Source organism: Streptomyces sp. NPDC045678 (genome assembly GCF_056432085.1).
On the sequence record NZ_JBWKJS010000016.1, the window covers coordinates 53,317 to 77,357 of the forward strand.

12 protein-coding genes and 1 pseudogene are annotated in these 24,041 nt (G+C 66.6%); 3 read left to right on the plus strand and 10 right to left on the minus strand.

Going from position 1 to position 24,041, the window contains the following annotated elements:
• Positions 1-225 precede the first annotated feature (225 nt).
• From fxsT to AC07DO_RS38855, 10 genes and pseudogenes are all read right to left on the minus strand, one after another.
• Positions 226-2,826, minus strand: a complete 2,601-nt coding sequence (fxsT, locus tag AC07DO_RS38810) for an FxSxx-COOH system tetratricopeptide repeat protein (RefSeq protein WP_479067059.1) — start codon at positions 2,824-2,826, stop codon at positions 226-228.
• Positions 2,827-3,422: 596 nt separating this feature from the next.
• Positions 3,423-3,989: a hypothetical protein gene (locus AC07DO_RS38815; RefSeq protein ID WP_479067061.1), complete on the minus strand. Its 567-nt coding sequence runs from the start codon at positions 3,987-3,989 to the stop codon at positions 3,423-3,425.
• 308 nt (positions 3,990-4,297) lie between these two features.
• Entirely contained in the window at positions 4,298-4,915 is a 618-nt protein-coding gene (locus AC07DO_RS38820; protein WP_479067063.1) for an SMI1/KNR4 family protein, read from the minus strand.
• A 324-nt stretch (positions 4,916-5,239) separates the two neighbouring features.
• A pseudogene (locus tag AC07DO_RS38825) lies at positions 5,240-5,425 on the minus strand (transposase); the annotation flags it as partial.
• Positions 5,426-5,495: 70 nt separating this feature from the next.
• Positions 5,496-6,313, minus strand: a protein-coding gene (locus AC07DO_RS38830) for an IS5 family transposase (protein WP_479067065.1) whose coding sequence is annotated in 2 segments (ribosomal slippage) — positions 5,496-5,950 and positions 5,950-6,313 — 819 coding nt in all. Because the reading frame shifts where the segments join, the coding sequence is not laid out codon by codon here.
• 1,104 nt (positions 6,314-7,417) lie between these two features.
• A complete protein-coding gene (istB, locus tag AC07DO_RS38835; protein WP_479067151.1) occupies positions 7,418-8,212 on the minus strand; it encodes an IS21-like element helper ATPase IstB in 795 nt (264 codons plus the stop codon).
• Entirely contained in the window at positions 8,206-9,855 is a 1,650-nt protein-coding gene (gene istA / locus AC07DO_RS38840) for an IS21 family transposase (RefSeq protein ID WP_479067067.1), read from the minus strand. The genes istB and istA overlap by 7 nt, the downstream gene beginning before the upstream one ends.
• A 544-nt stretch (positions 9,856-10,399) precedes the next feature.
• A complete protein-coding gene (locus AC07DO_RS38845) occupies positions 10,400-10,741 on the minus strand; it encodes a hypothetical protein (RefSeq protein WP_479067069.1) in 342 nt (113 codons plus the stop codon).
• 121 nt (positions 10,742-10,862) lie between these two features.
• Entirely contained in the window at positions 10,863-17,273 is a 6,411-nt protein-coding gene (locus tag AC07DO_RS38850) for an RHS repeat domain-containing protein (RefSeq protein WP_479067071.1), read from the minus strand.
• Positions 17,274-17,473: 200 nt separating this feature from the next.
• Positions 17,474-21,043, minus strand: a complete 3,570-nt coding sequence (locus AC07DO_RS38855; protein WP_479067073.1) for a LamG-like jellyroll fold domain-containing protein — start codon at positions 21,041-21,043, stop codon at positions 17,474-17,476.
• A 761-nt stretch (positions 21,044-21,804) separates the two neighbouring features.
• Here AC07DO_RS38855 and AC07DO_RS38860 point away from each other — a divergent pair.
• The 3 genes from AC07DO_RS38860 to AC07DO_RS38870 are packed head-to-tail and all read left to right on the plus strand — an operon-like array spanning position 21,805 to position 23,946.
• The gene (locus AC07DO_RS38860; protein WP_479067152.1) at positions 21,805-22,152 is read left to right on the plus strand and encodes a hypothetical protein; all 348 of its coding nucleotides are present in this window, start codon (positions 21,805-21,807) and stop codon (positions 22,150-22,152) included.
• Positions 22,115-23,344, plus strand: a complete 1,230-nt coding sequence (locus tag AC07DO_RS38865) for an MAB_1171c family putative transporter (protein WP_479067075.1) — start codon at positions 22,115-22,117, stop codon at positions 23,342-23,344. The genes AC07DO_RS38860 and AC07DO_RS38865 overlap by 38 nt, the downstream gene beginning before the upstream one ends.
• A complete protein-coding gene (locus AC07DO_RS38870; protein ID WP_479067077.1) occupies positions 23,341-23,946 on the plus strand; it encodes a phosphatase PAP2 family protein in 606 nt (201 codons plus the stop codon). The genes AC07DO_RS38865 and AC07DO_RS38870 overlap by 4 nt, the downstream gene beginning before the upstream one ends.
• Positions 23,947-24,041 lie beyond the last annotated feature (95 nt).

The window sequence follows — 24,041 nt, forward strand, 5'->3', positions numbered from 1 at the left end:
GGACCTCGCCGCCGAACTTTCCGCGCTCGCCTTCAGCCGCCTTCTCGGCTTCAGCGAGCAGACCGCCGCGAACTGGATGGCGGAAAGCGGCGGCGATGACGCCCCTATGCCGCTCACCGAATCCGTGGCACCGGTCGATGAGCTCGGACGGTGTGTCGCGAGACGACATGAGCCCCCTTTGGCCACCGGTCCCATGCCGTAGGCCGTCGGGATTTCAGGACCGGCTCAGGTTGGCGAGGCGTGAGTGGGGTTGTGGCTCCACACGGTGAGTGTGTCGGGATGGTCGGGGCCGAGCACCTGCACCATGTCGGTCAGCAGGGTTCCGGCGGTGGTCTGGTCGCCCGGGGAGCCGCTCCAATAGGCGATCTGACGGCGGTTGGTGCGTGTGTGCGGGTGGTCGGGGCCGAGCACTCGCAGTCGATCGGTCAAGAGTGCCTCGAACTCCGTGACCGCACCGTCCGGGTCACCCGCCATCGCCTTCCAGTAGGCGAGGCTGCCTCGGGTGATCATGGTGTGGGGGTGGTCCGGGCCGAGCACCCGAAGGCGGTCGGCGTAGACCTCCCGCAGGGCTGCCAGGGCACGGGGTGGATCCCCGGCTGCGCCCAGCCACCAGGCGAGGTTGTTCCGGGTGGTCAGGGTGCGTGGGTGGTCGGGGCCCAGCACCCGCACGAGGTCGGGGAGGAGGACCCTGAACGCGTCGACGGCGCCGCTGGGGTCACCGGCGAGCCCTTGCCACCACGCCAGGTCGTTCCTGGTGATCAACGAGTGCGGGTGGTCGGGCCCCAGTACCCGCTGTCGGTCACCGAGTAACGCTCGCAGCGCCGCAGCCGCCCCAGCCGCGTCACCCGCCTTTCCCTGCCACCAGGCCAGGTCGTTGCGGGTCGTGAGCGTGTCAGGGTGATCGGGGCCTAGCAGCCGCACCATGTCGTGCAGCAGGGCGTCGAAGGCGGTCGCCGCCCCGGCGGGATCACCGGACTCGCCCTGCCAGTAGGCCAGGTTGTGCCGGGTGGTGAGGGTGTCGAGGTGATCGGGTCCCAGCACTCGCAGCCGGTCCGCCAGCAGGGCTTCGGTGGCTGCGAAAGCGCCGGAGGCGTCCCCAGCCTCGCCTCGCCAGCGCGCGTGGCCGGCGCGGATGGCGAGGGTGTGGAGATGTTCGGTGCCGAGCCGCTGCGCTGCAGTGGAGCCCAGGTCATCGTAGTATGCAGCGGCCGCCGAGACCTGACCAGACTCGCCCAGACTGATGCCAGCGGTGAACAAGACGCGATGGGCACCTGATTGGGTATTCCACATGGCCGAGCCTGCAGCGGCCCGCAGGGCCGCTGTGTTGGCCCGCAGCACTTGCCCGCGGGAAGGGTTGCACTCGATGTCCGGCCAGATCGCTACCAGGGCGTCGGCCACGGTCGTCGCCAGCGCGTTGGCGTGTTCCGGGTACGCAGACTCGCGGACCGCACGCTGGATCAGGGCGTGCACCCGGATGGTCGGGCCGACCGGATTGAGCGTGAGCAGGCTGAGACGGTGCAGGCTGTGCAGGACGTCGCGCACGTCGTCGGCTTCGACGGACTCCTGGGGACTGCGGCGGCCGCGGAGGTAAGCGGTGGCCACGCTCGTGGTAAACAACTCGGCGGGGATCGCGTTGGGGTCGAGCAGCGCTGCCAGCTCCAGGACGGGGCGGCCCAACCCTCGCGGGGTCAAGGTGTCGGCGTGGTCGATGGACAACGACCACGTGGCCGCGACGGTGGCTCGGTGCTCATCCGGTAGAGCTCCGGGCTCGGGGGTGAGGTCCGCCAGGCGCCTGCGGGCGTCGTTCAGGCGGCACCGGTACTCGGCGCAGGACAAGCCCCGATCGAGGATGTAGGCACCTGCCTGGGCCAGTGCCAGCGGCAGGTGTCCGAGATCCTCGGCGAGCTGGTCGTCATCGGTGAGCAGATCGCCGTCGCCGCCCAGCCGGGCGTTCAGGTAGGCCATTGACTGCCCGGGTGTGAATAGGCCAACCTCCACGAGGTACCGCCCACTCGTTAAGGCAGCATCACGGCGGCGGGTGGTGACCACCGCCCGGCCGGAGGGGGCAGTGGGAGGCCAGAGCCCGTTGAGGTCAGCAGGGTTCTGCAGGTCGTCCAGCACGATCAGCCACCGTCGGCGATGTGGTTTGGACAGCCAGGCGAGGAAGCGCGCCGCGCCCTGCTCAGGGTCGTCGTCCTGCAGTCCAGTGATGTCGGCAGCGGCCTGCGCGTAGGCGATGACTACGGCGTCGCGGGATGCAGCGGTCACCCAGATCAGCAGGTCGACTTGCCCCGCCCGCCAGGTGCGGTGAGCGAGGGCGGCGGCGAGCTGCGTCTTGCCGACGCCCCCCATCCCCGACAACACCTGCCACACCACGGCGGTGCCGCTGCCGGTAGCCATGAACGCGTCGAGGTCGTGGTCGGCGGGGCGCTCTTGGCGGCAGTCGGCCAGCAAAGGCAGCACTCCCACCTGGTGTGGCCACGGTTGCGGCTGGTGTGGTGCGCCGGGGATGACCTCAACCCAGCGCGGTGCGACCGAGGAACGGCGTGTGCCCCGGGAGCGGTGGCTGTTGGCGTAGCGGTTGCGCCAGGTGTCGAGGTGGGCTTCCTGGGGGTCGAGGGTGATGGGGGGACGGCGGGTACGGGCATGCCGGGCGCAGGCCCGGATGAACGCCTCCACCGTCTCAAGTCGTATGGGTCTGCCGTTCAGCAGATTACCGAAGGAGGACTTCGATGTCGCTGATCCTTCGGCCTGAGCGTGCCGGGCGAGGGTCTCCAGCGATGGGGACCCGACCAGAGTGTGCAGCCGCTTCAGGTCGTCGAGCATCCGTCTTCCCTCCCCCGGAGGCGGTCGCGCGATTGAGAGACGTCGTTGAGTGTCCAACGGCCAAATTTCCACGTTAGTCGAAAGTGACCGCTTCGACGCTCACCGTAAAGGCATCGGTTCCCTGAGCGAAGGAGCTCGCGATGTCGTTCACGACGATCACTGCCTGGCCAGCGTCAATCTGGATGGCGCTTCCGCAGGTCACGACGCTACTGGAGTTCTTGACCGCGGCTGCTGGCTTCTACGTGTCGTGCTCGCTAGCTCAGCGGCGGTTGCGGCGACGGCCGCGCCGCGACCGGTCAGGCCACTGACGTGGACGTGGACCAGCGGCAGCGATGTCGCAGCGGACCAGCCCACAATTGGCGGGAACGTGTCCATGGCGAAAGCTACGTCGACGACTCCCGACGAGGTGGTCGCGTGGGTGAAGTCGGCGACCCAGCACCGGTTCTGGGGCTGGCACGACGAACTTGCGGTCCGGTAGGGCCGTTGCCCGCTTGGTGGTGCTGTCCAGGTTGGTGGCGGACAGCGGAGCGCATCGTACTGACAACGGAAGCGCGTAGACCCGTCCAGCGTCATTCCACACCTTCGGATAGCCCGGCTTACCAGCGACAGCCATTGGCGAATTTCGTTGTGCGTTGAGGGTGCTCAGCGCGAGGCGTGAGTCGATGTGTGGCGGTGCCGGCGCCGGGGACGGTGAGATGCCTGTGGGCGGCGAGTAGGACGGTGAGGGTGAGGGCGGCGACGGCCGAGGGAAGAGCCGCACCGATCGGTGGGTGCTCGGCGAGCGCGCCGGACAGGGCGGTCCCGGCGGCCTGGCCGGTGCCCACCGCGGCGATCAGCCAGGCGTACGCCTCGGCCGTGGTGCCGACCGGAGCGAGGGCGTCCACGGTCAGGAACGCGGAGGTGATCACGGCGGTGAGCAGCAGACCCGGCACAGCCGTCAGCGCGACCGCGGCGACGGGGCCGGTGGCCGCCATCAGCGGAAGCCATCCGGCCGCGAACAGCAACGCGGAGAAGCGGAGTTGCCCGGTGATGGCGCCCGGCCAGGTGCGCTTCCCGTAGAGGAAGCCGCCGACGAGGCTGCCGATGGACAGCGCGGCCGAGATGAGCCCGGACAACAGGTCCATCCCGAGATCCTCGGCAAGGGCGACGGCCCAGACGTTCATCGCGTTCCCTGGCAAGTCCTTCTGTTCAACATCTGGAGGCCCTGGCCCCCTCAGTAGGCGATTGGGGAGGGCACCGCCGCCGACTCTCAAGGCTTCTGCCCCCTGCAACCGGCCCTTTCAGAATTCCGGGACGCGGGGGCCCTGGTCTTGATGTTGCCGCGCCATTCATGGCGGGGGCGGTTGTAGCCGTCGGCGACTTTGGAGTTGGATGACCAGTGGCCCTGGCGGCGGATGCCCACGGAGGAGGCCGTTGTCGTCGGCGGTGGTGGCACCGGCGACGCGCGGACCGTTCCCTGCACCCTGCGTCTTCACCGGTCGTCGGTAAATCCGTACTCGCGGTTCAGCTGCTCCATGTCCCACTCGACGTCGTGCGGCAGGTCCTCGGTCCAGGACAGAGTTCCGGGAAAGGCTCGGTCCTGGTCCGTAGCTTCCCACTCCTCGTCGCCGGGTAGCATCGCGATCCAGGGGCGCGTTGAGGCCAAGACGTTTCCGGTGAATTCCAGAACGCTGGCAAAAGAACTCCACAAGTGGCCCTCTTCCCATGAGTGACCCTGCACACGGTCCCAGTCGCCTATGCGACCCGTGCGCGGGTCGGTGAGCAGCTGCAAGTTCCCGCCGATCTCCCCGATGGGTATGAACGGCCCCACCTGCGGCTCAAATCTGCGGGCGTCCCTGGCCCACTCCGCGTACCTCTCGGCGATCTTGTCGCAGCTGTGCAGGGTCCACCCGATGGGAATCACCGTGATCAGACCTGAGCCGTCATGCCGTAGTGGCGACTCCTCGACATCCGGCGGGAGCCGGACCCCGATTCGCTCATACAGCCTCTGCAACTCGGCCTCGGTGCACGGACCGGGTAAGGGCTCCTCGTTCGGCGCGTGTTCGGCCAGCCAGCGTTCGATCCTCTCCCACGACTGTTCAACCGGCATGTGGTCGCTCCTCACTTTCGTCGACGCAGACTTGGGCTGATCGTGACGTCACTGAACGGCAGATGCCAGAGCCAGCCGGTGGCGTCTCGCCTGTCAGGCCGCACGATTCATGACGATGACGGGCCCACATCCAGTACGAAACACCGCCATCCCGTGCACCAGTGAGGGGAGGCCACTATGGCCGACAGAGTTCTGGTGCTGGGCGGCGCGCTGAAGGACGAGGCATGGCAGATCGGACCGCGAGGCCATCCCGGGGGTGAAGACCTCACACCTGCGAGATGCGATGGGCCACCTGACCGAGGCTCTGGACTGTGTGTCCACCTGCTTCTGGGGCAGGTACTCCCACTGGATGCCGGTGTGCAGGACGAAGAGGATGCCGCACAGGGCCTGGCGGTCCGGCACTCGCGGTCTGCCCTGCACCAGCTTCGGCCCCGGCACGGGCAGCAACGGCTCGATCAGCGACCACAGTTCATCTGAGACGATCCACGGCCGCGACTCATGCTTTCCCATACCCAGACCTACGGACAGAACCGCCGACAGACTCATGATCAGCAGCTTTTGTTAGAGCCAGTAAGAGGTCCTAACAAAGGCGTTGGACGTGACGGTGGGTGATCAGGCAGGTGGCGAGGCCGAGGAAGGCTTCGTGGATGTCGTCGCGTCGTTCCCACCGAATCCGCAGGCGGCGGAAGCCGTGCAGCCAGGCGATGGTGCGTTCGACCACGTAGCGGAAAATGCCCAGGCCAGAGCCATGTGGTTGGCCTCGTTCGGCGATGACCGGGCGGATGCCGCGCTGCCACAGCAGGCGCCGGTACTTGTCGTGGTCGTAGCCGCGGTCGGCGAGGATCGCGTCGGGTCGGCGTCTGGGCCGGCCGACGGCGCCGGCCACGGCCGGGACCTTCTCCAGCAAAGGCAGCAACTGGGTTACGTCGTTGCGGTTTCCGCCGGTCAGCGACACCGCGAGTGGGATGCCCTGCCCGTCGGTGAGGACATGGTGCTTGCTGCCGGGCCGTGCGCGGTCGACCGGGCTGGGCCCGCTTTCGGGCCGCGTCGGGCCGCCCGGACATGGGAGGAGTCGATCACCGCCCGGGACCAGTCCAGCTTCTTCGCGGTCCGCAGCTTCGTCAGCAGCACCAGGTACAGCTCGTCCCACACACCGGCCTCGTTCCAGGCGGCCAGGCGCCGCCAGCAGGTCATGCCCGAACCGAAGCCCAGCTCCTGGGGCAGGTACTCCCACTGGATGCCGGTAAGCAGCACGAACAGAATCCCGCACAACGCCTGCCGGTCCGGCACCCGAGGTCGGCCCTCGACCAGCTTCGGTGCCGGCTTCGGCAGCAACGACTCGATCAGCACCCATAGTTCACCCGACACGATCCACGGCCGCGACTGTCTCTTCCCCACGACCAAACCAACGAGCAATCAGGCCGACAGTCATATGATCGACAGCTTCTGTTAGGACCTCTTATACGAGGCGATGCGGGCTCCGACGAACCGGATGCGGTATCACCGGGGCCAGCGGCAGGCCGAGCAGGCGCAGCGCTCCGAGGACGACCTGGGCAAGCTGTTCACCGAGGCGTGCCTGCACTGGCTGAATAAGAAGTTGTGTGACGACGTTAACTCGCTGGACTGGCTGTGGAGGTCTGAACGGGAGTCGTTTCGCGATGTGTTGGGGAGTCACTGAGCACGTCTCGACATGATCAATCGCGATGGCTTTTGATGTCACAACCGGCAGCCTAGGTGTGGGTCGCTGCGCACCCGATGCCCGTTTCGCGTAACAGTTCACGTTTGCGGCGGTCAGGAGTCGCGGTGGCGGTCTAGGCTGAAAGCAGTCCTCGATCGTCTTTCTGACGCACCCGCGAGGGCCTATCCCGCAGCAGAGTGAGCCTGCGGCGCATCCCACAAGCGCCGGGCTTGCCTTCCTCTCCCGCGGAAGTCGCCGACAGTCCGGCCAGTCCCTCGGGGCACCTTTGAGGCCGGGCTGGACCACGCCCCCGGCTGCCTGGAGGGAGTGCTCCAGTGGTCGGGGAGCGGCCACCAGGACGGGGCACGCGGCCGCCGTTCGCAACGGCGGCCGCCGCCCGTTCACTACCCTGGGTGCGATCGGCCCGGGACCGTGGCCAGTCAGTCGCGAAGCCACTGGAATGCGAAGTAATGGGCCGTAGGGCGGACATCTCGTTCTTGCGGTGGGAAGCTGGAAGATGCCCGGTCGCCGCGCCGCAGATGGGGCGGCGACCGGACCCTGCGCGGGACCCTGGCTCCCCCTTGGTCCTCGCGCGAGGTGCCCTCCTGGCGTGGGGGCGAGCGGGAGTTGCCCCGCCGACCGGTCACGCGTGGAGAGCGGAGGCTGGAGCCGTGTAGTCGGCGATGCGGCTCCAGCCGGCCTCGATAGTCACGGCTCGGGGGCTGGGAGCCTGCGGTGCGGGACGAAGCCCAACTTCACCTGCTCTGAGGGTAGAAGGCAACCGGGGCTGAGCGGAAGCGGGGAACGGGCGCGATGGGAGCTGCTCAGCCGACCTTGTCCTGTGCGCCCTGGGCCTTGGTGTGGGCGAGGCGGTAGGAGTCGGTGCCGGTCTCGATGATGGCGCCGTTGAAGGTGAGCCGGTCGACGATGGCCGCGCAGAGCCGGGGATCGGTGAAGGTTTTCGTCCACCCCGAGAACGACTCGTTCGAGGCGATCGCGACGCTGTTCTTCTCCTCGCGTTCTGTCAGCACCTGGAACAGCAACTCCGCGCCACGGCGGTCGAGTTCCATGTAGCCGAGCTCGTCAATACATAAAAGATCGACGCGCCCGTAGCGTGCGATGGTCTTGGACAGCTGCTTTTCATCAGCGGCCTCGACCAGCTCGTTGACGAGCTTGGTCGCCAGCACGTAGCGGACCCTAAAGCCATGCAGTGCGGCCTCGGTGCCCAGCGCGATCAGGAGGTGGGACTTACCGGTGCCCGAGTCCCCGATCAGGCAGAGTGGCTCGCTCTTCTTGACCCAGTCGCAGGTCGCGAGGGTGTTGACGGTGGCCGGGTCGACGTTCGGGTTGGCCTCGAAGTCGAAGGCCCGCAACGATTTCTCCCGCGGGAACGCGGCCGCCTTGATGCGGTGCTCGGAGCGGCGCCGGGCCCGGTCGTCGCACTCGGTCATCAGCAGCTCGGCCAGAAAGGCCCGATACGACATCTGATCACGTGCCGCGGCATCGGCCAGGTCACCGAACTGCTGGCGGATGGAGGGCAGCCGCAGCATCCGGCATGCCTGGTCGATCGAGGCGGCGGCGGCTTCTTCGGTCAGTCCGCGCTTGCGTGGGCTCATGATCCTTCTTTCTCGATTCCGGCCCTGCGGCCGCGGCGATTCAACAGCTGGTCGTACTGGGCCACCGACGGCAGCGGCCGGTTGTCAGGCGGCAGATGGGACAGCCTCCAGTCCGTCAGAGACGTCACCGTCGCCGCGGGCCCTTCCGTCTGATCGGTGCCGGGGGCCGGTGCGGGCAGTTCCCCGGTGTCGCCCTCGGCGGCCTTGCGGGCCTCCAGCGCGACCGCGTCCGCCGTCAGCGCGCCCGCCCTGATCGCAGCGGCAAGGCCAGCGACGACGTGTTCGTGTTCCATGTGCCGGGCCAGCAGCAGGACCTCGATCAAAGCCCGGGTGCCGGCCGCATCCCCGTGCGCCGCGCAGGCAGCTGTCCACCACCGGTCGTGGACCGGGGTGAACCGGCCTGCGGAGCGGGCCTGTTCCAGTGGAGTCGAGCCCGGAAAAGCACCCGGCTTGCGCAACAGCGCCTCCAGGTAGTGATCGAGCACGAGCCGGGAGCCGCCCCGGCCACTGAGCCGTTCGTGGCGGGCGACCTCGGTTCGTCCCTCATAGACCACCAGGTCGTTGGCGTGCAGCAGGACGCGCAGCTGCCGGCCGATGAAACGGACCGGCACCGAGTAGCTGTTGGAGCGCACGGTGATCTGGCCGAAGCGGTTGACGCGCGGGGTGAACCACCGTCCCGTCTCGAACACCTCCGTGGGCAGCGGTCTCAGCAACGGCTGCTCGTGGGCGAAAGCCTCGCCGATCGTGCGGGTCCGCGAGCGCAGTCGGCGGCCCTCGTCCTGAAGGTCCCACCGGTCCACCAGCTCGTTCAGCTCCGCCAGCGACGCGACCTCGGGGACCGGGACGAAGTGGTTGCGGCGGAAGTAGCCGATCTGCCCCTCGACGCCGCCCTTCTCGTGGGCGCCCTCGATGCCCGGTCGGCAGTAGAACGCCTCGATGCCCCAGTGCGAGCGGAAGGCGGTCCACCGGTCGGACTCCACCCGGGCCCGCCCCAGCCCCAGCACCCGCTCGACCGCGGCCCGCAGGTTGTCGTAGCGGATCTTCCCGCGCGGGATGCCGCCCAGTCGCCGGAACGCGTGCTCATGTCCTTCGAGGAAGGCTTCCTGCCCGCAGGAGGCGAACACCCGGTGCACCGCCTTGCCGGAGTAGGACAGCCGCAGCGAGAACAGGTAGACCCTGGTCGGCACCCCGGCGAGCACGATGTGCACGTCCCCGAAGTCGACTTCCGCCTCCAGCCCGGGCAGATGTCTCTGCGGGATGAACATCGCCTCCGGGCCCACCCCGGCCTTGCGGCGGATCTCCTTGCGCCGGTCCTTCACATAGAGCCGGACCATGCAGTACGAGATGTCACGGGCCTGGTGCCCCTCGACCAGCCGGTCGAAGATCCGCTGAGCGGTGTGCCGCTGCTTGGGCGGCGCATCCAGATCTGCCTTCAGCATGGCGTCGATCAACGCCTTGTAGGGATCGAGCCGTGACTCCTTGCGCCGCGGCTTCTTCCGTGGCTCCGGCCACTTCCCATCCAGAGCCCGCCGTACCGTCCGCCACGTGACGTTGTGGACCTGCTGCAACGACCGCATCGACATCCCCAGCAGGTGATCCTTGCGGATTGCCGTGTACAGCTCGACCTTCGACTGCGAGTTACCCATCAGGCCCCCAGCGGCAGAAGCACACCCCACAGTCCCACCGCAAGCCCCCACCTGACGTCAAAACAAACCGTCATCGCAATGTCGGTCAGAACGCGACATCCGCACTCATCGCGAAACGACTCCCCAACTGACGTTCATAGCCACTGGACAGCTACTTGCCGCCGCAGGCTGCGAAGTTGGCCCGTCGGGTGGCCGAAGTTCTCGAAGTACCGGAGCTGGCGGCGACGTAACGGCAGGGGCGCGCGGTCATTGGTCAGCGTGAGCCCAACCGGGCCCCAGGGATGTCATGGCTGATCCTCAGGGGCCCGGCGGTCCGGCGTTCGGTGAGCTCGGGGTGTCGTCAGGATCGGAAGGCCCTCGCCAGCCAGGTCGCAGTACAACGCGCGAGCGCTTCCCCGCTGCCGCCTCTCCCCCCATCTGGGGCGGCGCTGCTTGCATAAAGGGGTGCCACTTCTGCCCAAGCCATTGGTAGCCGGACTATCTGCGCATCAGCCACTCCGCCCGCACGCGAGAGGACGCGGAGGTGATTGCGGAGACACTGCGCCTATGCTGGCCAGCGCCCCCAAACGAAGCTGCCCCCAGAGGCTCTGACCCAGAACCCGCCCAGGGCGGGAGAGCCGAACTTCATGCCGATGACATCACCCATCTCGTCGCGCTCCTCCTCGATCGACTCGATGCGGCAGCCAGCTTCGCGTGCTTCCACCAGGCGGAAGGAGTAGTCGCTTGGTGGCCAGAAGTACTCGGGCACCTTGAACTCTTGTAGCGGGTCCGTGCGTAGCGTCCAATCGGTCCAGTCCGTGAAGAGCACCCCCCTCTCATCACCGAACTTCACTATGAGTGCTACGACTTCACCATCAAAATGCACGAGCTCGTACAACTCGCGCACCCCTTCTTCCCTCAAACGACTGATGGGGTTATCAACTGACATTCGAGTACACCTCTACAGTTGCGAGTTCACCTCACGGGTGGCGGGGTGGGAGCATATCGCACCCCGCCACTCTCAGTTGTCAATCCTGCATTTCCCTCGCCCCCTCATGCCACTTGTTCGGCCCACTCAGGGGGAACATGCTGACGAACTCTCCGTCGCCCTTGGTGATGAGGAGATCATTGTCCTTCTTGTAGAACCAGTAGTCATCGGCCCCGCCTTGTCCGGGGCGGTAAGGTCCTTGCCTTACCGAATCAGGCGCGTGCCGGACTTCATGGATACGCTCCCCATACCACTGACGTGCAGCCGAGTCGCCGGGACTCTTCCCGTAGTCAGTCGCATGCTTCCCCCACTTTTTACCCAGCTGCTTACCGTCTGCGCCGGACAGGGGCGGCCCTGGTATTTTCTTAGGCGTTTCCTTAGGTGCCTTTTTTGCACCCCTCTTGGAACCTCCCTCTGCCGCCCCCTTGAGTATCTTCTTGCCTATGCCGCGAAAGAGGCCGGTAATCCCTGCGAATACGCTGCCGATCTCAACGGCGGCTTCGCCTGCGTCATTAGCCTTGTTGTCGCCGTCGAGCCCGTGCCCCTTGACGAAGTCGTCCCACGCGTCCCGAGCGGGGCTACAGTCACCGAACATCCAGCAGGACGGGTGGAGCTTGACGCCGAGATCGAGCGAGTCGCTGAGGACATTTCCTCCGCCCCGGATCGCGCCCTTGGCGAAGTCCTTGTAGCTTCCTTGGGCGCGCGGATCGGCGGGTTCCACGTTGGTGTTGCAGCCGGGCTTGTAGGCAGGGTAGGTGGAGCTGCAGTCGGGTCCGCCGCCACCGCTGCTGCTGCCGTAGCCGCCGCCTCCGCCGTAGTTGGCGCTGCCCATGGTGCTCATGCCACCCGAGCCACCGCCTCCGCCACCGCCGCCGAACACCATGTTGATCACAGGGATGACGACGGACGTGATGATGCCAACGAGGCCGATGAGACCCCACAGGAACTTGCCGTCGGGGTCGGAGAAGGAGACGGGGTTGTTGTTGCTGTAGGCGTAGCCGTTGATCTGTTGCGGGTCTTTGAGGTCCGCGATGGGGTCGACGCTGATGAATCGTCCGGTGGATGCGTCGTAGTCGCGGGCTCCGAGATGGGTCAGGCCGGTGGGGTCTTGCGTGCCGCCGACAAAACCCTTGTCACCTGCCCAGGATTTCGGCTCGTTGCCGCGCTGCTCCCCGAAGGGAGTCATCTGGCGGCGAGTGACGGCCTGGGTTGAGGCGTTGACTTGGAGGCTAGCTGTGCCGTTGTGGTCGCTGGTTACCCAGGTCAAAGCGGACGGGGTGCGTAGGGCGACGATCTTGCCGCCGTGGCTGTAGTAGCGGGTTGCCTCGACCTTGCCGGTGTCCTTGGCCAGACGGAGTTCGGTTTCACCGAGGTAGAGAGTGGTGCCGCTCTTGTCCCGGCGGATGAGGCGGGTTCCGTCGGCGTCGTTGAGGAACTCGGTGGTGCTGTCGTCGGCCGCGGTGACCTTGGCGAGGCTGCCCTCGGTGTTCCAGTCCAGGGTTTGCTTCTTGCCGTCGAGGGTGCGGGTCTCCGTATTTCCGGCGGCGTCGTAGGTGTAGCGGTTGGTGACCGTCTTGCCGTCGGTCTTCGTCTCGGTCGACGCGACCGCGTGGGGGCGCGGCTGGTCGTCGGTCTTGTATGCGTAGTCAGTGGTGGCTGCGCCTCCGGAGGCGAGGTGGTCGGTGGCCGCCTTACGGTTGCCGGCACTGTCGTAGGTGAACGACTGCCAGTACGGGGCCGAGCCCCCGGTGGTGCTCGTGGTGGGGTCCGCGGAGCAGTCGCCGGTCGCGGTCCAGGCTTCCTTCAGACGGCGGTGGCTGTCATAGCGGAAGCACTGCTTGTCGCCGGGGCTAGTGGCCTTGTCCTCGATCTGGAGAGGGTTGCCCGCTGGGTCGTACTGGTAGAAGACGTCGGAGTCGGTGCCCGGGTTGGACTCGGACTTGACGGTCTGACGGGCCAGTCGCTTGGTGCCGTCCTCGTACGAGGTGTTGATCTCCGTCCACTTGGCGGTGGAGGAGGTGCCGAGCGTGGTGCGGATCTGTTCGCCGGCGGGCAGGTAGTCGGTGTTCTGGACGATGCCGGTCGATCCCTTGAGGGTGTCCGGCAGGCGCTGCTCGGTGTAGCCGTAGTCCAGGACTTCGGCATCCAGTCCGCCCATCGCGGGGATGGTGCGCTTTTGGAGTGTGCCGTCGAGGTTGTAGGCGTTACTGATGGTGTAAGTGCCGGTAGCTGCGAGCGCGCCCTCGCTCTTGGGGATCGTGTACTGCTCCTTGAGCGGGCGGTACAGCTTGTCATACGACGCGTTGGTGGTGGCGTAGACGTCACCGCTCTTGCCGCCGACGTAGCGGATCGCCGACGTCAGGTGTCCCTTGGCGATGGAGTCGTAGGACCAGCGGGCCAGGTACTTGGAGTCCTCGGGGGCCGGCTTGCCGTCGACGGTGGGCACGGCGCCGTCCAGGCGCCCGGTGGGTCGTCCGATCAGGTCGTAGGTGAACCCGAGGGTCTTGCCGCGGGCATCGGTGGTGGATTCGACCTGGTCGAGGTCGTTGTAGGTCGTGGTGCTGTGGCCGGAGTCGGGGTCGTGGATGTCGGTTTTGCGGCCCAGGAAGTCGTAGGAGTACTTCCAGGTGTTGCCGTCGTCGTCGGTGACCTTGGTCAGCCGGTCGGCCTGGTCGTAGCTGTAGTCGAGCTTGGTGGACGGGCTCTCGGCGGAGTTGCCTTCGTGCTCCTGCTTCTGCACCACGCGTCCGTGCGCGTCGGCGGTCTCCGTGACCGCGGACGCTCCCTTAGGCGGTTCGACGGTGGTGGAGCTGCCCTTGTAGGTGGTCTTAGTGCGGGAGAATTCCTTGCCGAGGGCGAGGGTCTTCTCCACGATCGGCCGGCCGGCGCCGTCGTAGGTCGTTTCGGTTCCGGCGGGCGGGGACGTGAGGAGGGTGGCGAGCGTGCTCCCCGGCGCGGTGGTGTCGATGTAGTCGGCCGATGTGGAGACTTCGAGGCCGCGGGTGTCGTACTTCTTCTCGGTGATCACGCGGCCGTTGCCGGTTGCGGCTGGAGCCTGGCTCTGGCGAGGGCGCAGCAGCGCGTCGTAGAGCGCATACGAGGTCTGGTAGGTGCTGCCGTCGTTGTTGAGGGACTTGGTGGCCACCCAGGAGGCGGCGGTGTCCTGGACCTTGTACTCGAATTTCTTGCTGGGGGTCTTGCCGGCGGCGCGGTCGCGGTCGGCGAGCCAGACGTCGGTGAGCCGGCCCAGGCCGTCGTAGGCGAGTTCGGTGCGGTTGCCGTTGGGGTCGGTGCTGGCGACGTTGACGCCCCAGTCGGGGTTGAGCTCGGTGGTGACGGTGTGGTCGAGGGCGTTCTTTTCGACGGTTTTGGTCAGCGGACCGCCGTCGGCCGGGGTGTAGTCGGTGTGCTTGGTGCGGGTGCCCTTGGTGTCATAGGCGTCGGTCGGCCGGCCCAGAGTGTCGTACTTGGCGGTGCTGACGGTCTGCAGCTTGGCGGTGCCGTCGGAGTTGTAGCCGGTGACGCGCTCGGTCCGGGTGGCGGCGCCCTTGGTGGGTGCCTTGCCCCAGGCCTGGCCGTCGTAGGAGACGCGGGCCTCGGAGACGACGTCGGTGGTCTTGGGGTCGTTGGTGCGCTGAGGAGTTACGTCGCAGCCGACGGCGATCTTTTCCTCGCGTTTGGGCAGGGAGAGGATCCATTCCTTGGTGTTGGTGGCGTATTCGGTGACCGTGCAGTCCTTCTTGCCACCGGCGTCCGATTCCACCTTGAGGGCCAGGCCGCTGGTGGGGTCGTACGTCGTCTTCTTGACGAGCGTCATGTCCGCCGCGCCGGGTATGGCGGTGCGGCTCACCGAGGTGGCGCTGCGCACCATGTAGGCGCGGACGGTGCCATAGGAGTGTTTGTCGGTCGCGGTGGTCTGCGACCAGGGGGTGTTGATGGTTCCCGATACTTCGGCGCCGTCGGTCCCGTTGTACGTGATCTGCTCGCGTACCTGGCCGGCGAACTGCTCGGAGTCGGGCTTGGCCGTGTTCTTTGAGTCCGTGACCGTTTCCTTGCGGGTCGTGCCGTCGGACTGTTTATCGCCGTCCATGCCCCGGTAGTAGAGGGCGGTGGTCTTGGAGCGGATCCCGGACGCCTCGCCGGTGGTGGTGGTGACCTTCTGGTAACCGCGCCAGATGCCCCACGTGCGGTACTTGGCAGGGGTGATGGGCGCTTCGTCGTCCCAGGCCCAGGCGCCGCCGCCGTGGTAGCTGTAGTCGGTCTGCTTCAGCGGTGCGCCGCCGGTCGGGTCGGACTCGGTGACCTGGGTGACGACGTATTTGTGGAACCAGTCGGTGCGCGGTTTGGGATCGGTGCCCGGTGTGGGATTGGACGGCGGGACCCACTTCACCGGGAAGCAGCGCCTGGTGTTGTCGTCGAGCTTGGAGGGGACGTCCGAGCCTGCGACGCAGTCCTCCTTGGAGTAGTTGACGGTCAGGACCGACCCGGTCTCTGAGGTGACGGTGCGCACGCGCCACTTGATGTACGGTGCAACGTCGTCGCCAGTCCTGTCGACGCGGTTGTGCAGCTGGACACCACTGAACTTGACCGCGGGCAGCGCAATGTCGGTGCCCGACTTGCCGGTGTGCTGGATGGACTTGAGCCACAGCCCAGGATCGGAACCATCACCCGGGTCGGGGAAGGACTGTTCCAGATGCCAGTTGTTGACGTCCCGGTAGTCGGTGTCGGCACCGGTTCCGCTGCCCTTGTAGACCTGCGTGGTGACGTCGGTCAGCCGCTTGCGGGAGAAGAAGGACGGCGAGTGCTGGTCGGTGCAGGGGGTGTCGGCCTTGCAGATCAGGTCGAAGGGAACGTCCGGCCAGGCAGCACGGTTGGACTTGCCCAACGATGAGCAGTCCTCACCGCCGGAGACGGGGATACAGCGCTCGGCGGTCGCGAATTTAACCCGCGCGGCGGCAGGCTGCGTGGTCGAGAAGATAGTGTCGGTCCGCTGCCCGTAGTCGACTCGCTTGAGGTAGCCGCCGCGGGTGTAGGCCGTGCCGTTGCCGGTCGTGCCGTTCTTGGCGTAGTAGTTCGTCTCCTTGCCGTACCAGTAGGTCATGACGTTGCCGTGCGGGTCCACGACGTAGTCGAGGTTCCATCGCCATGCCTGAGTCTTGGCGCGCGAGCTGAAGGAGTCGCCGCTGGAGTAGCCCGGCTCACCGGAGTCGTCACCGAAGACGGGCACGGTCCACACGGAGTTGGTCTCTGGCTTGCCGCTGGTCCAGCCGGGCAGCCTGTCCTTGCCGAAGACGTACTGAGTGCCGTCGGTCGAGGTGACCGTCCAGTACTCGCCCTTGTCGTCAGCGTCGCCGTCATCACCGTTGCTGGCACCGGTGGAGCGCACCACGCGCTCGCCGTCGTCGCTCTTGGTGTGCCACTCGCCGGTCTTCTCGTCCTTGACCAGAGCGGTCGCCTTGCCGTTGAGGACGATCGAGGCGTTGTCCTCCTTCCAGCATTGGTCGTACTTCTTGTCCTGGCCGTCGTCGTCGCAACTGCCGTACGAGCGCTCGATGTAGGAGACGGGCAGGTCGAAACCGTCGCCGATCCACGAGGGCTGTGAGCTGGTGGACGAGGTGTGCCCGTCCACGCTCTGAGCCGAGTAGCCGAAAGACAGATTCGGCGAGGGCCCAGCCGGAGCGGGTGGCACATCGAGCGGGTAGTTCCACGTGAAGTCACCGTTGGAGCCACCGGCCGCCCAGGTCGCCGAGGCCGAAAGCGGAGTCGCCTCGTAGCTTCCCTGATCCGAACCCGCACCCGCGGCCAGAGCGAACACTGCCACCGCGGGTGCGGCGGCCTTGGCAGCCGGCGTTCGCACCTGTGCGGTGACGGTCTGCGCATCACTGTTGTTGGAGGATGCCACCGGGGTCGTCCGGCGGCAGGCGTCCTTCTCCGGCGTAGTGATCGCACAGGCCGGCAGCTGCACGGCGCGCAGGCGCGAGCCCCAGTTACCGCCGTAGGCGTGAGCAAAGGCGCTGTAGTCAATGGTGGCATTGACGTCCGCGGCCCCGGTCTTGCCATCCGCGCGTTCCAGGCTGATGACCAGGCCGTCCAGGCCAAGCTTGCGTGTGGCTGTCCTGTCCAGGACCTTCACCTTCGCCTTGCCTGGCGCCGCCTTTGACGTCGGCGACGCCTTGACGCCCGGCTTGACCGCACGCGATTGTCCCAGCAGCACCGGGAGATCGCCTGCCTGGGCCGGCCGCTTCGCACCCTTCGGGAGGGTGACCGTCACGGCATCCGCATCAGGCCAGTTGACCTTGCGTCCTGCCTGGTTACGGGACTTCTGCGCGGCTGCGAGGGTCGGGTCGTGGATCTTCTTGCCCTTGAAGGCGAACGGCTTGGCCTTGCCGTACTCGGCCTTCTCCAGGGCGCTGTGCTCGCGTTCGTACGCATGGGCCGGTGCCGATCCCAAGAGGGTGGCGACAATGGCCGCCGAGACAGGAAGCGAGACGGCCGCCATGCGACGACGGCTTGCTCTGCTCCATGCCCATTTATGCAGCACGGTGAGGTGCCTGGCCACGGGAATTCTCCGCATCTGGAAGTCGGGGGTGCCGGACCGCTGCCCGGCACCCCCGCGGGGTTTCATGAAAGGTGGGACGAAGAACCCGCCCGTTACTCGATCGGCACCGGAGGCTCGTCAACGGTGGCCAATTGGGTGATCTCGGCCTCGGACAGCACACCCGCATACACACGCAGGTCATCGAACTGGCCGGGCAGGAGGTTGCCGAACTCACCGGTGTCGTGGCGTCGGGCGCGCCCCATCATCAGCGGTCCGGCCGGCTGGAAGGTGTCCTCGACCAGGACGCCCTCCTCATCACCCTGACGCTCGCCGGTGACGTAGAGCTTGGCCGACTGGCTGGCCGAGTCGTAGACACCGGCCACATGGACCCAGCCGTCCGGCGGGTTCACTTCGTCCGATGCCATCGCGTACGCGGGGCCGCCGAGTGCGTCCGTACCGAAGAGCCCGAAGTTCCAGTCGCCTACGCTCTGGCCGGCCTCTTGCCGGTACCACAGGCGAAACGCGTTGCGCTTGGCTCCGGGGTGGGCGAACAGCGTCGGCGAGTGCGCCACGCTGGTGTCCTCAAGCTTGGACTGTGCGGCCAGGTTCACCCAGCCTGCGACCGTGAAGCTGCCGGAGTTGTCCAGTTCGACTCCCGCCGTGGTGTGTCCCTCCTGAACCGTGTCCAGTTCCACGACGTTGCCATGGGCCGGATCGTCGGTGGCGGAGAAGGCAGCCCCCGGTTTCAGACTGAGCTGGTTGCCGCGGCCTGAGCTGTCGGCGCCGGTGGTACCGGTCGTCTCGTCCAGGGCCCAGTTGGCCAAAAGTTCTGCCTGCGGATGGCCCGTGTCCGGGTTCTCGATGTTTTCCAGCGACCAGAGCTCATCAGGAAAGACCACGCGGTTGTAGGCCTGCACCTGGTCGATGTCGCCGGTGAAGGGGCTGGAGGAGCCCGTGGCGCTCGTGAACTGCCCGACCTCGAAGGGACCCTTGCCCGCCCAGGCGTTCGTGAAGCTGGTCGTTCCTTCCAAGTGGCCGTTGACGTACAGACGCAATTCCTTCTTCTGCAGATCCTGTACAGCCAGCAGATGGGTCCAGGCGCCCACCACCCCGGGCTTGGAGGACTTGGCGCGGTGGATGACCGTCGACTCTGAGTCCGAGTCCTGGTCGTAGCGGTTGAAGACCCACCGGTCGTACGCGCTGGAGTAGTACAGCTGGAAGGCGCCGACCTTGGTGCCGTTCTGGTTGAGGACCGTGGCTGTCTGGGACCTCGTATCGAGCTTGGCCCATGCCGAGACCGCGAAGCTCTTCGTCGTGTCGAGCACCGGGCCCGGGGTGGCGGCAGCTGCGGTGCCATTGGCCTTGAAGCCTCCGCCGCTGCGGGCCTTGGGCGTCCACGCCTCCTTGCTCAACTGCAGGGCGTTGCCGCCGGCAGCGGAGTTGGCGGCAGTGGTGCCGCTGTTCTCATCGAACTTCCACACACCGACCGGATCGGCCGCCTTCGCGACGTTGAACAAGTAGTCCGTGGTGTTCCCGGCGTTCCCTGCCGCGTCGAAGCTCTGCACGCGAAGAGTGTTGGTGAGCCGCTTGTCCGGCGTCACGTCGATGGTGGTGACGGGCATGTTGACGGCGTAGGTCTTGCTGCCTGCCTTGACTCCGTTCAGCCACCAGTCGTAGCGCCGCACATCGCTGGCCCCTGTAATCCTGAACGTTCCCGTCATACCGACGCTGCCGTCCTGCGCGTCACCTTCGCAGGTATCACCCACGCACTCCGTGTAGGTGCTCGAGGTGACCGTTGGGGCGGCCGGTCCATGCGTATCAGCCCGGAAGTAGCAACTGCTGGACCAAGGGCCGTAGAGAGAGTCGGTCTTGCCGCCGTAGGTGTACTTGTACTCCGTGCGGGCCCGGAAACGATAGGTCGTGTTCTCGGCCAGGGAGGAAGTCACTACGGTTCCGGCCGTGCCACTGGCCGTCCACGTCGAGGGCTTGAGTTCGGCTGCTGTCGAACTGCTGCCCCTGTACAACTCGAAGTTGGGCCGCAACGTCGCATTCGACTTGTCCGCCGATGTCGGCGTGGCCGTCAGCCGCGGTGTCACATCACGGATCAGCGCGGGGCTACTCGACGCCGAGCACGACACCTTGGGATCGGACATCTTGACCGAGGAAGGCTTGGCGTTCGGCACCGACACATAGGTGATGGACAGGCGCGGCTTCTTCGTCGATGTCGCGTCTTTGTCGGTCGGCGACATGAACTGCTTCCACGCGATCGGGTCCGATTCGCTGGCCCGCAGCCCGAGCGTGGTCAGTGTGGCCTTCGCCTTGGCCGTGTACGCAACAGCACGTGTGGCATCAAACTCGACGTCCCCGTCCCGACACGAAGACGAGAATCCCTTAGCGGCGGATACAGTGTCCACCTCAGACTTCCACGAAGGCTGCTTCGTCCAGGTGGTCGTGCTATAGATCTGCCCCGTACGCCACAGCTCGACATCACGCTTGTCGCAATTCGCCGACCAGATCTCGTACGCCGTGAACGTGGCGTTGAGGATCTTCTTTCCGGCTACCTTGCGCGTGTCGAACTGGAACAGCGAGCGTGCCTTCTTGTTGTCCACATAGGCGTCGTAGCCAACACCCAGCGCGTGCGAGGTCTTCCAGAAGCTCGTGCCCGGAGAATCCGACCACACGGTGGTCCAACTGGTCAGAGTCGCCTTGACCGCCGGCGGGTCCAGGACAACAGGGAAGACACGCTTCTCATCCGTCAGGAACTGCTGATCAGGAACGACCGTGAGAGCGTCGTCCGCGATCGTCACGCCCATGACCTCAGTCCGGGAACCCGCACCAGCACTCAGCGCATCAGCCAAGGGGTTGACCGCGCTGGACCGCGCCGCCTTGGCAGTTGGCGAGGGCGCCGGCGCAGTCGAGTCCCACATCAGTGCCGCGCCGCTGTTGACCACGGGACGGCCGCCGGCATCGACGAAAGCGGCCGAGCCCTCCGAAGTGGCTCGCGAGGAGAGGCCCTTTGTCGTCACGGGGAATTTCACGGACTTCAGTTCCGCATTGGCCGCCGCCTTGCGGGAGTGCAACACCAGGTGATAAGTGAAGCCATCGGAACTCGCCGTCACAGCGAGGTCCACGTCCGGCAGTACAGATGCGTACACCGCAGTCGAACCCTGAACTGTAGGCTCCGGCAGGTTCCACGGTGAAGAGACAGCAAACTCCTTGCCATTGACGGCGATGCGAGCCAGTGGCTCGTCCTTGCCGCCCCCGGACAGCTCGATGTCTTCAGCTGCTCGCGGCGCGAGCGAACCGTCCTGCCGTTGCACCAGTGAGGTGTCAATGGGCACCCACTTGCCGCTCTTGCGAATGCGCTCAGGCTCCGCCGATGCCTCCACCGTGAACGTGCCGTCCGGGTTGGCGAACATCTGGCTGGTCGCCGTCGTCAGCGACTTGACCTCGGCACGCTCACCCGAGGACACAGCAGCGCGGGATGCCTTCTGCTCCTCGGACTCGGCAGGAAGCCCATCGTCTTCCCAGAACGCCTTGCCGCGGTGCGCGGCATCGGCCGGGTCATGTGAGGCATTCTCCGCACCCTCCACCCGCTCATCGCTGGCGCCTGCCGCCGAGGCCGGACTCATCATTGCCTGGCAGGTAACCCCGGCCAGTGCGAGCAACGCCGCGGCTGTCACCCCCCGCGCCGCTCCCCAACGGCACCTCAGCCATTCCATGTCCCACCACATTCTGAGAATTCAATGAAGATCCAGATCGGAATGTGAAGGTATCCGGAAGCTGCGGTCTGGACCAGACGTCACCTTGCGGGCAGATAGAGGCAAACTTCACCTTGAGACCGGCGCGTGCATATGACATGGATCACGGTTGCGCTGGAGTTGAGCTCGAAGTCGCAACGGTGACATCTCACTGACGCCGATCGGTGAGCAGGGAGGGGAGAGTCACCGAGTTCTCGGCGCTACTGGCCCAGCGACTGGATTGGGGTGAGGGCTGAACAACTCGCCCGACAGATCCCTCGAGCCGTGGTACGCCCCTCGGGGTGGCCCCTGGCATGGGGGGGGGCACAGCCCGCCGCCGCAGCATCCCTGGGCTGCCGAGGCCGGCATCAGCATCTCCGGAGAGTTGCCGAAGACCCTCACCATCACTGTTCTCGCATGAGCTGTCATCGGTAAGGAGCTGCTCACCGCGGCCTGGGCACTGTGGTCAGCACCCGCCGGCCCTCACCGTGGCCAAGGACCCGCCGCACCGGGCGGCCGGCCCCGTCGCAGGTGAACCGGGGTAGGGTCATCGTCGCCACGGTGACCCACCAGTTCGGCCGGGCACGGTCGTGGAAGGCGACCTCCCTCGTGTCCGGGGCCGCGCGGCACGGGGCCGGGGCGAAGACGAACAGCAGCAGCGGGAAGGACCGCTCCAGTGACGGCCCGGCGTATGTCTACTGCCAATGGGAGCGCACAAAGCGGGCAGAGAAGCCGTCAACACCTGCCATCGCTGTCTGACCGACCACATCGACCAGCTCCGCTACGACATCGCCCTGGTCGCGGGCTGGCCGATCGCCACCGGCGCGATCGAGGGCGCCTGCCGACACCCTCCAGCACCACGAGCTGTTCGACGAGAACACTCCTTCCCCACCGAACTCGCGGGCGCTGAGCGAGAGCACGACGCTGAACTCGCCGCTTCCGTTCTCGACGAGGTCATCGACAACATGCCCGCCGACACGTCCAGCTCGTGGCACAGCCTGGTCGCGAGAGCCGATGACGCGCTCAAATATCCACGGGAGAACCGTCGTTGATGACGCACCAGCTTCTCGTAGCAATCCTGCTGTGGACGGTGGCCTTGTGGCGGCTCCCCCCTCTCTCAGCCACTCGCGTAAGCAGCGTGCTCTCGAAGTCGCCTTCGTGAGTCTGGCCGCCGCGATGACGTTCGAGGTGGTGCCCGTCGAGCGATGGACCGACACGCTGACCGGCGCCCCCAGCACTGCCTACCTGCTGAAGCACCTTCTCGGTGTCGTTTCGGCAGCGGCTGTCCTCGACTTCGTCATTGCGGTGGTCCGCCCCCAGGGCCTCCTGCCACGCCCCCGCTGGGCGGTCCGGGCTGCGGCCCTTTTCCTCCTGACCGTCACCTTCCTGCTCGCGCCGCATGACCGCCGTGCCCCCGAAGGGTTCCTCGTCGACCAGCGCAACTCCAACTGGGCCTTGCTGCACCTGGGCGTCTTCACGCTCTACATCGGCATCGCGATGGCCGTAGCGGCCTGGCTGTTCATCCAGGCCGCACGCCACACCCCTGACCGGTGGGTCCGCGCTGGCCACGGCCTGCTAGGTGTCGGCTGCGCCATCGGCCTTCTGTACGCACTACAGCGCACTGCCTACCTCTGGAGCATGGCCAGCGGTCAGCCGACGGCAGCCCAGGCACACAGCGCCGCCCACACCTCCACGGTCCTGAAAGTGGCGGCCATCATCACCATCACTGTCGGCAGCTGCCTGCCGCCCCTCTCCCCGGTGGTGAAAACGACCGGCCAGCGCCGGGCGCTGGCCGCCCTCGACCCCCTCTGGTGCGGTCTTACCGCCGCAGTCCCGTCCGTCGTTTTGGAGACCGAGATTGCCGAGGGGCGCTGGGGCCTGCGCCTGAACCGCTGCCTCATTGAGATCGCCGACGCCTCACTCGCCCTGCGCGAGTACGTGCCGGCTGACATGCAAGCCAGAGCAGAGGCAATGGCGGCGAGCACTGGAGCCAAAGGCGAGTGCCAGGCCGCCATCGCTGAAGCCGGCTGGCTCAGAGCAGCCGCCGAGATCGCCGCGGTGTCCCGCCCATGTGCAGGAGATCACCCGGAACTCGGCGGAGTTGGAAAGGACCCCGACGCGGAGCTCCGTTGGCTGCGCCGGGTCAGCGCCGCCTACGACCGATCTTCGGCCGTGGCCGCCTTCGCAACGGCTGAAGCCGCCCGAGCGGGCACACAGGACGACTTGGAGCCATCAGCACCATGAGCACCACGGAAATCTTCGGCACCGCCAGCCGTGAACAGGCGCTTGCACGGACGATCAGCGACCGCCTGCACCCGAAAACGTGGATAGTTGTGGTGTGCCTGCTGATCGGGTGGCACACCGACGGGTGGGCCGGAATGGCATGGAGCCTCATCGGAGTGCTCTTTGCCGCCGTCATCCCGATCCTCTTCATCGACCACGGCATCAAGAAGGGACGATGGAGCGACCGCAACGTCGGCGCCAAGCGAGCCCGCCTCCTGGTCATGGCGGTCATCTTGACATCCGTCCTGACCTGCTTCGCCCTCATGGCGGGTCTCGGGGCGCCCTGCATCCTCATCGCGCTCATCGCGAGCATGATGGTCACGCTGGCAGCACTTGCACTCATCACGCTCGCCTGGAAGATCTCCGTGCACCAAGCCGTCTCCGCGGGCGCCGTCGCCATGCTTGCCCAGACTTACGGCCTCTGGGCCCTCCTCGGCTACGCGCTCGTGGCCCTCGTCGGATGGTCGCGGATCGAGCTGAGGGACCACACACCTGCCCAGGTGATCGTCGGCACGGTCCTCGGATCCGCGGTCGCAGCGGCAACATTCGCGTCCCTGAGCTAGCACACAGCCCCGAACATGCTCAGACTTGAGCCGGGACACCTCAGCAAGCTGAGATGCCCGGCGCAGACGCCGCAGACACACCGGTCGTCGCACCG

Bases quoted from the DNA above. Each gene is read 5' to 3' on its own strand.
- AC07DO_RS38815 (WP_479067061.1), bottom strand. From the start codon at position 3,989: ATGAACGTCTGGGCCGTCGCCCTTGCCGAGGATCTCGGGATGGACCTG.
- AC07DO_RS38820 (WP_479067063.1), bottom strand. From the start codon at position 4,915: ATGCCGGTTGAACAGTCGTGGGAGAGGATCGAACGCTGGCTGGCCGAA.
- istA (WP_479067067.1), bottom strand. From the start codon at position 9,855: ATGGGTAACTCGCAGTCGAAGGTCGAGCTGTACACGGCAATCCGCAAG.
- AC07DO_RS38865 (WP_479067075.1), top strand. From the start codon at position 22,115: ATGACGCGCTCAAATATCCACGGGAGAACCGTCGTTGATGACGCACCA.
- AC07DO_RS38870 (WP_479067077.1), top strand. From the start codon at position 23,341: ATGAGCACCACGGAAATCTTCGGCACCGCCAGCCGTGAACAGGCGCTT.
- fxsT (WP_479067059.1), bottom strand. From the start codon at position 2,826: ATGCTCGACGACCTGAAGCGGCTGCACACTCTGGTCGGGTCCCCATCG.
- AC07DO_RS38860 (WP_479067152.1), top strand. From the start codon at position 21,805: ATGGGAGCGCACAAAGCGGGCAGAGAAGCCGTCAACACCTGCCATCGC.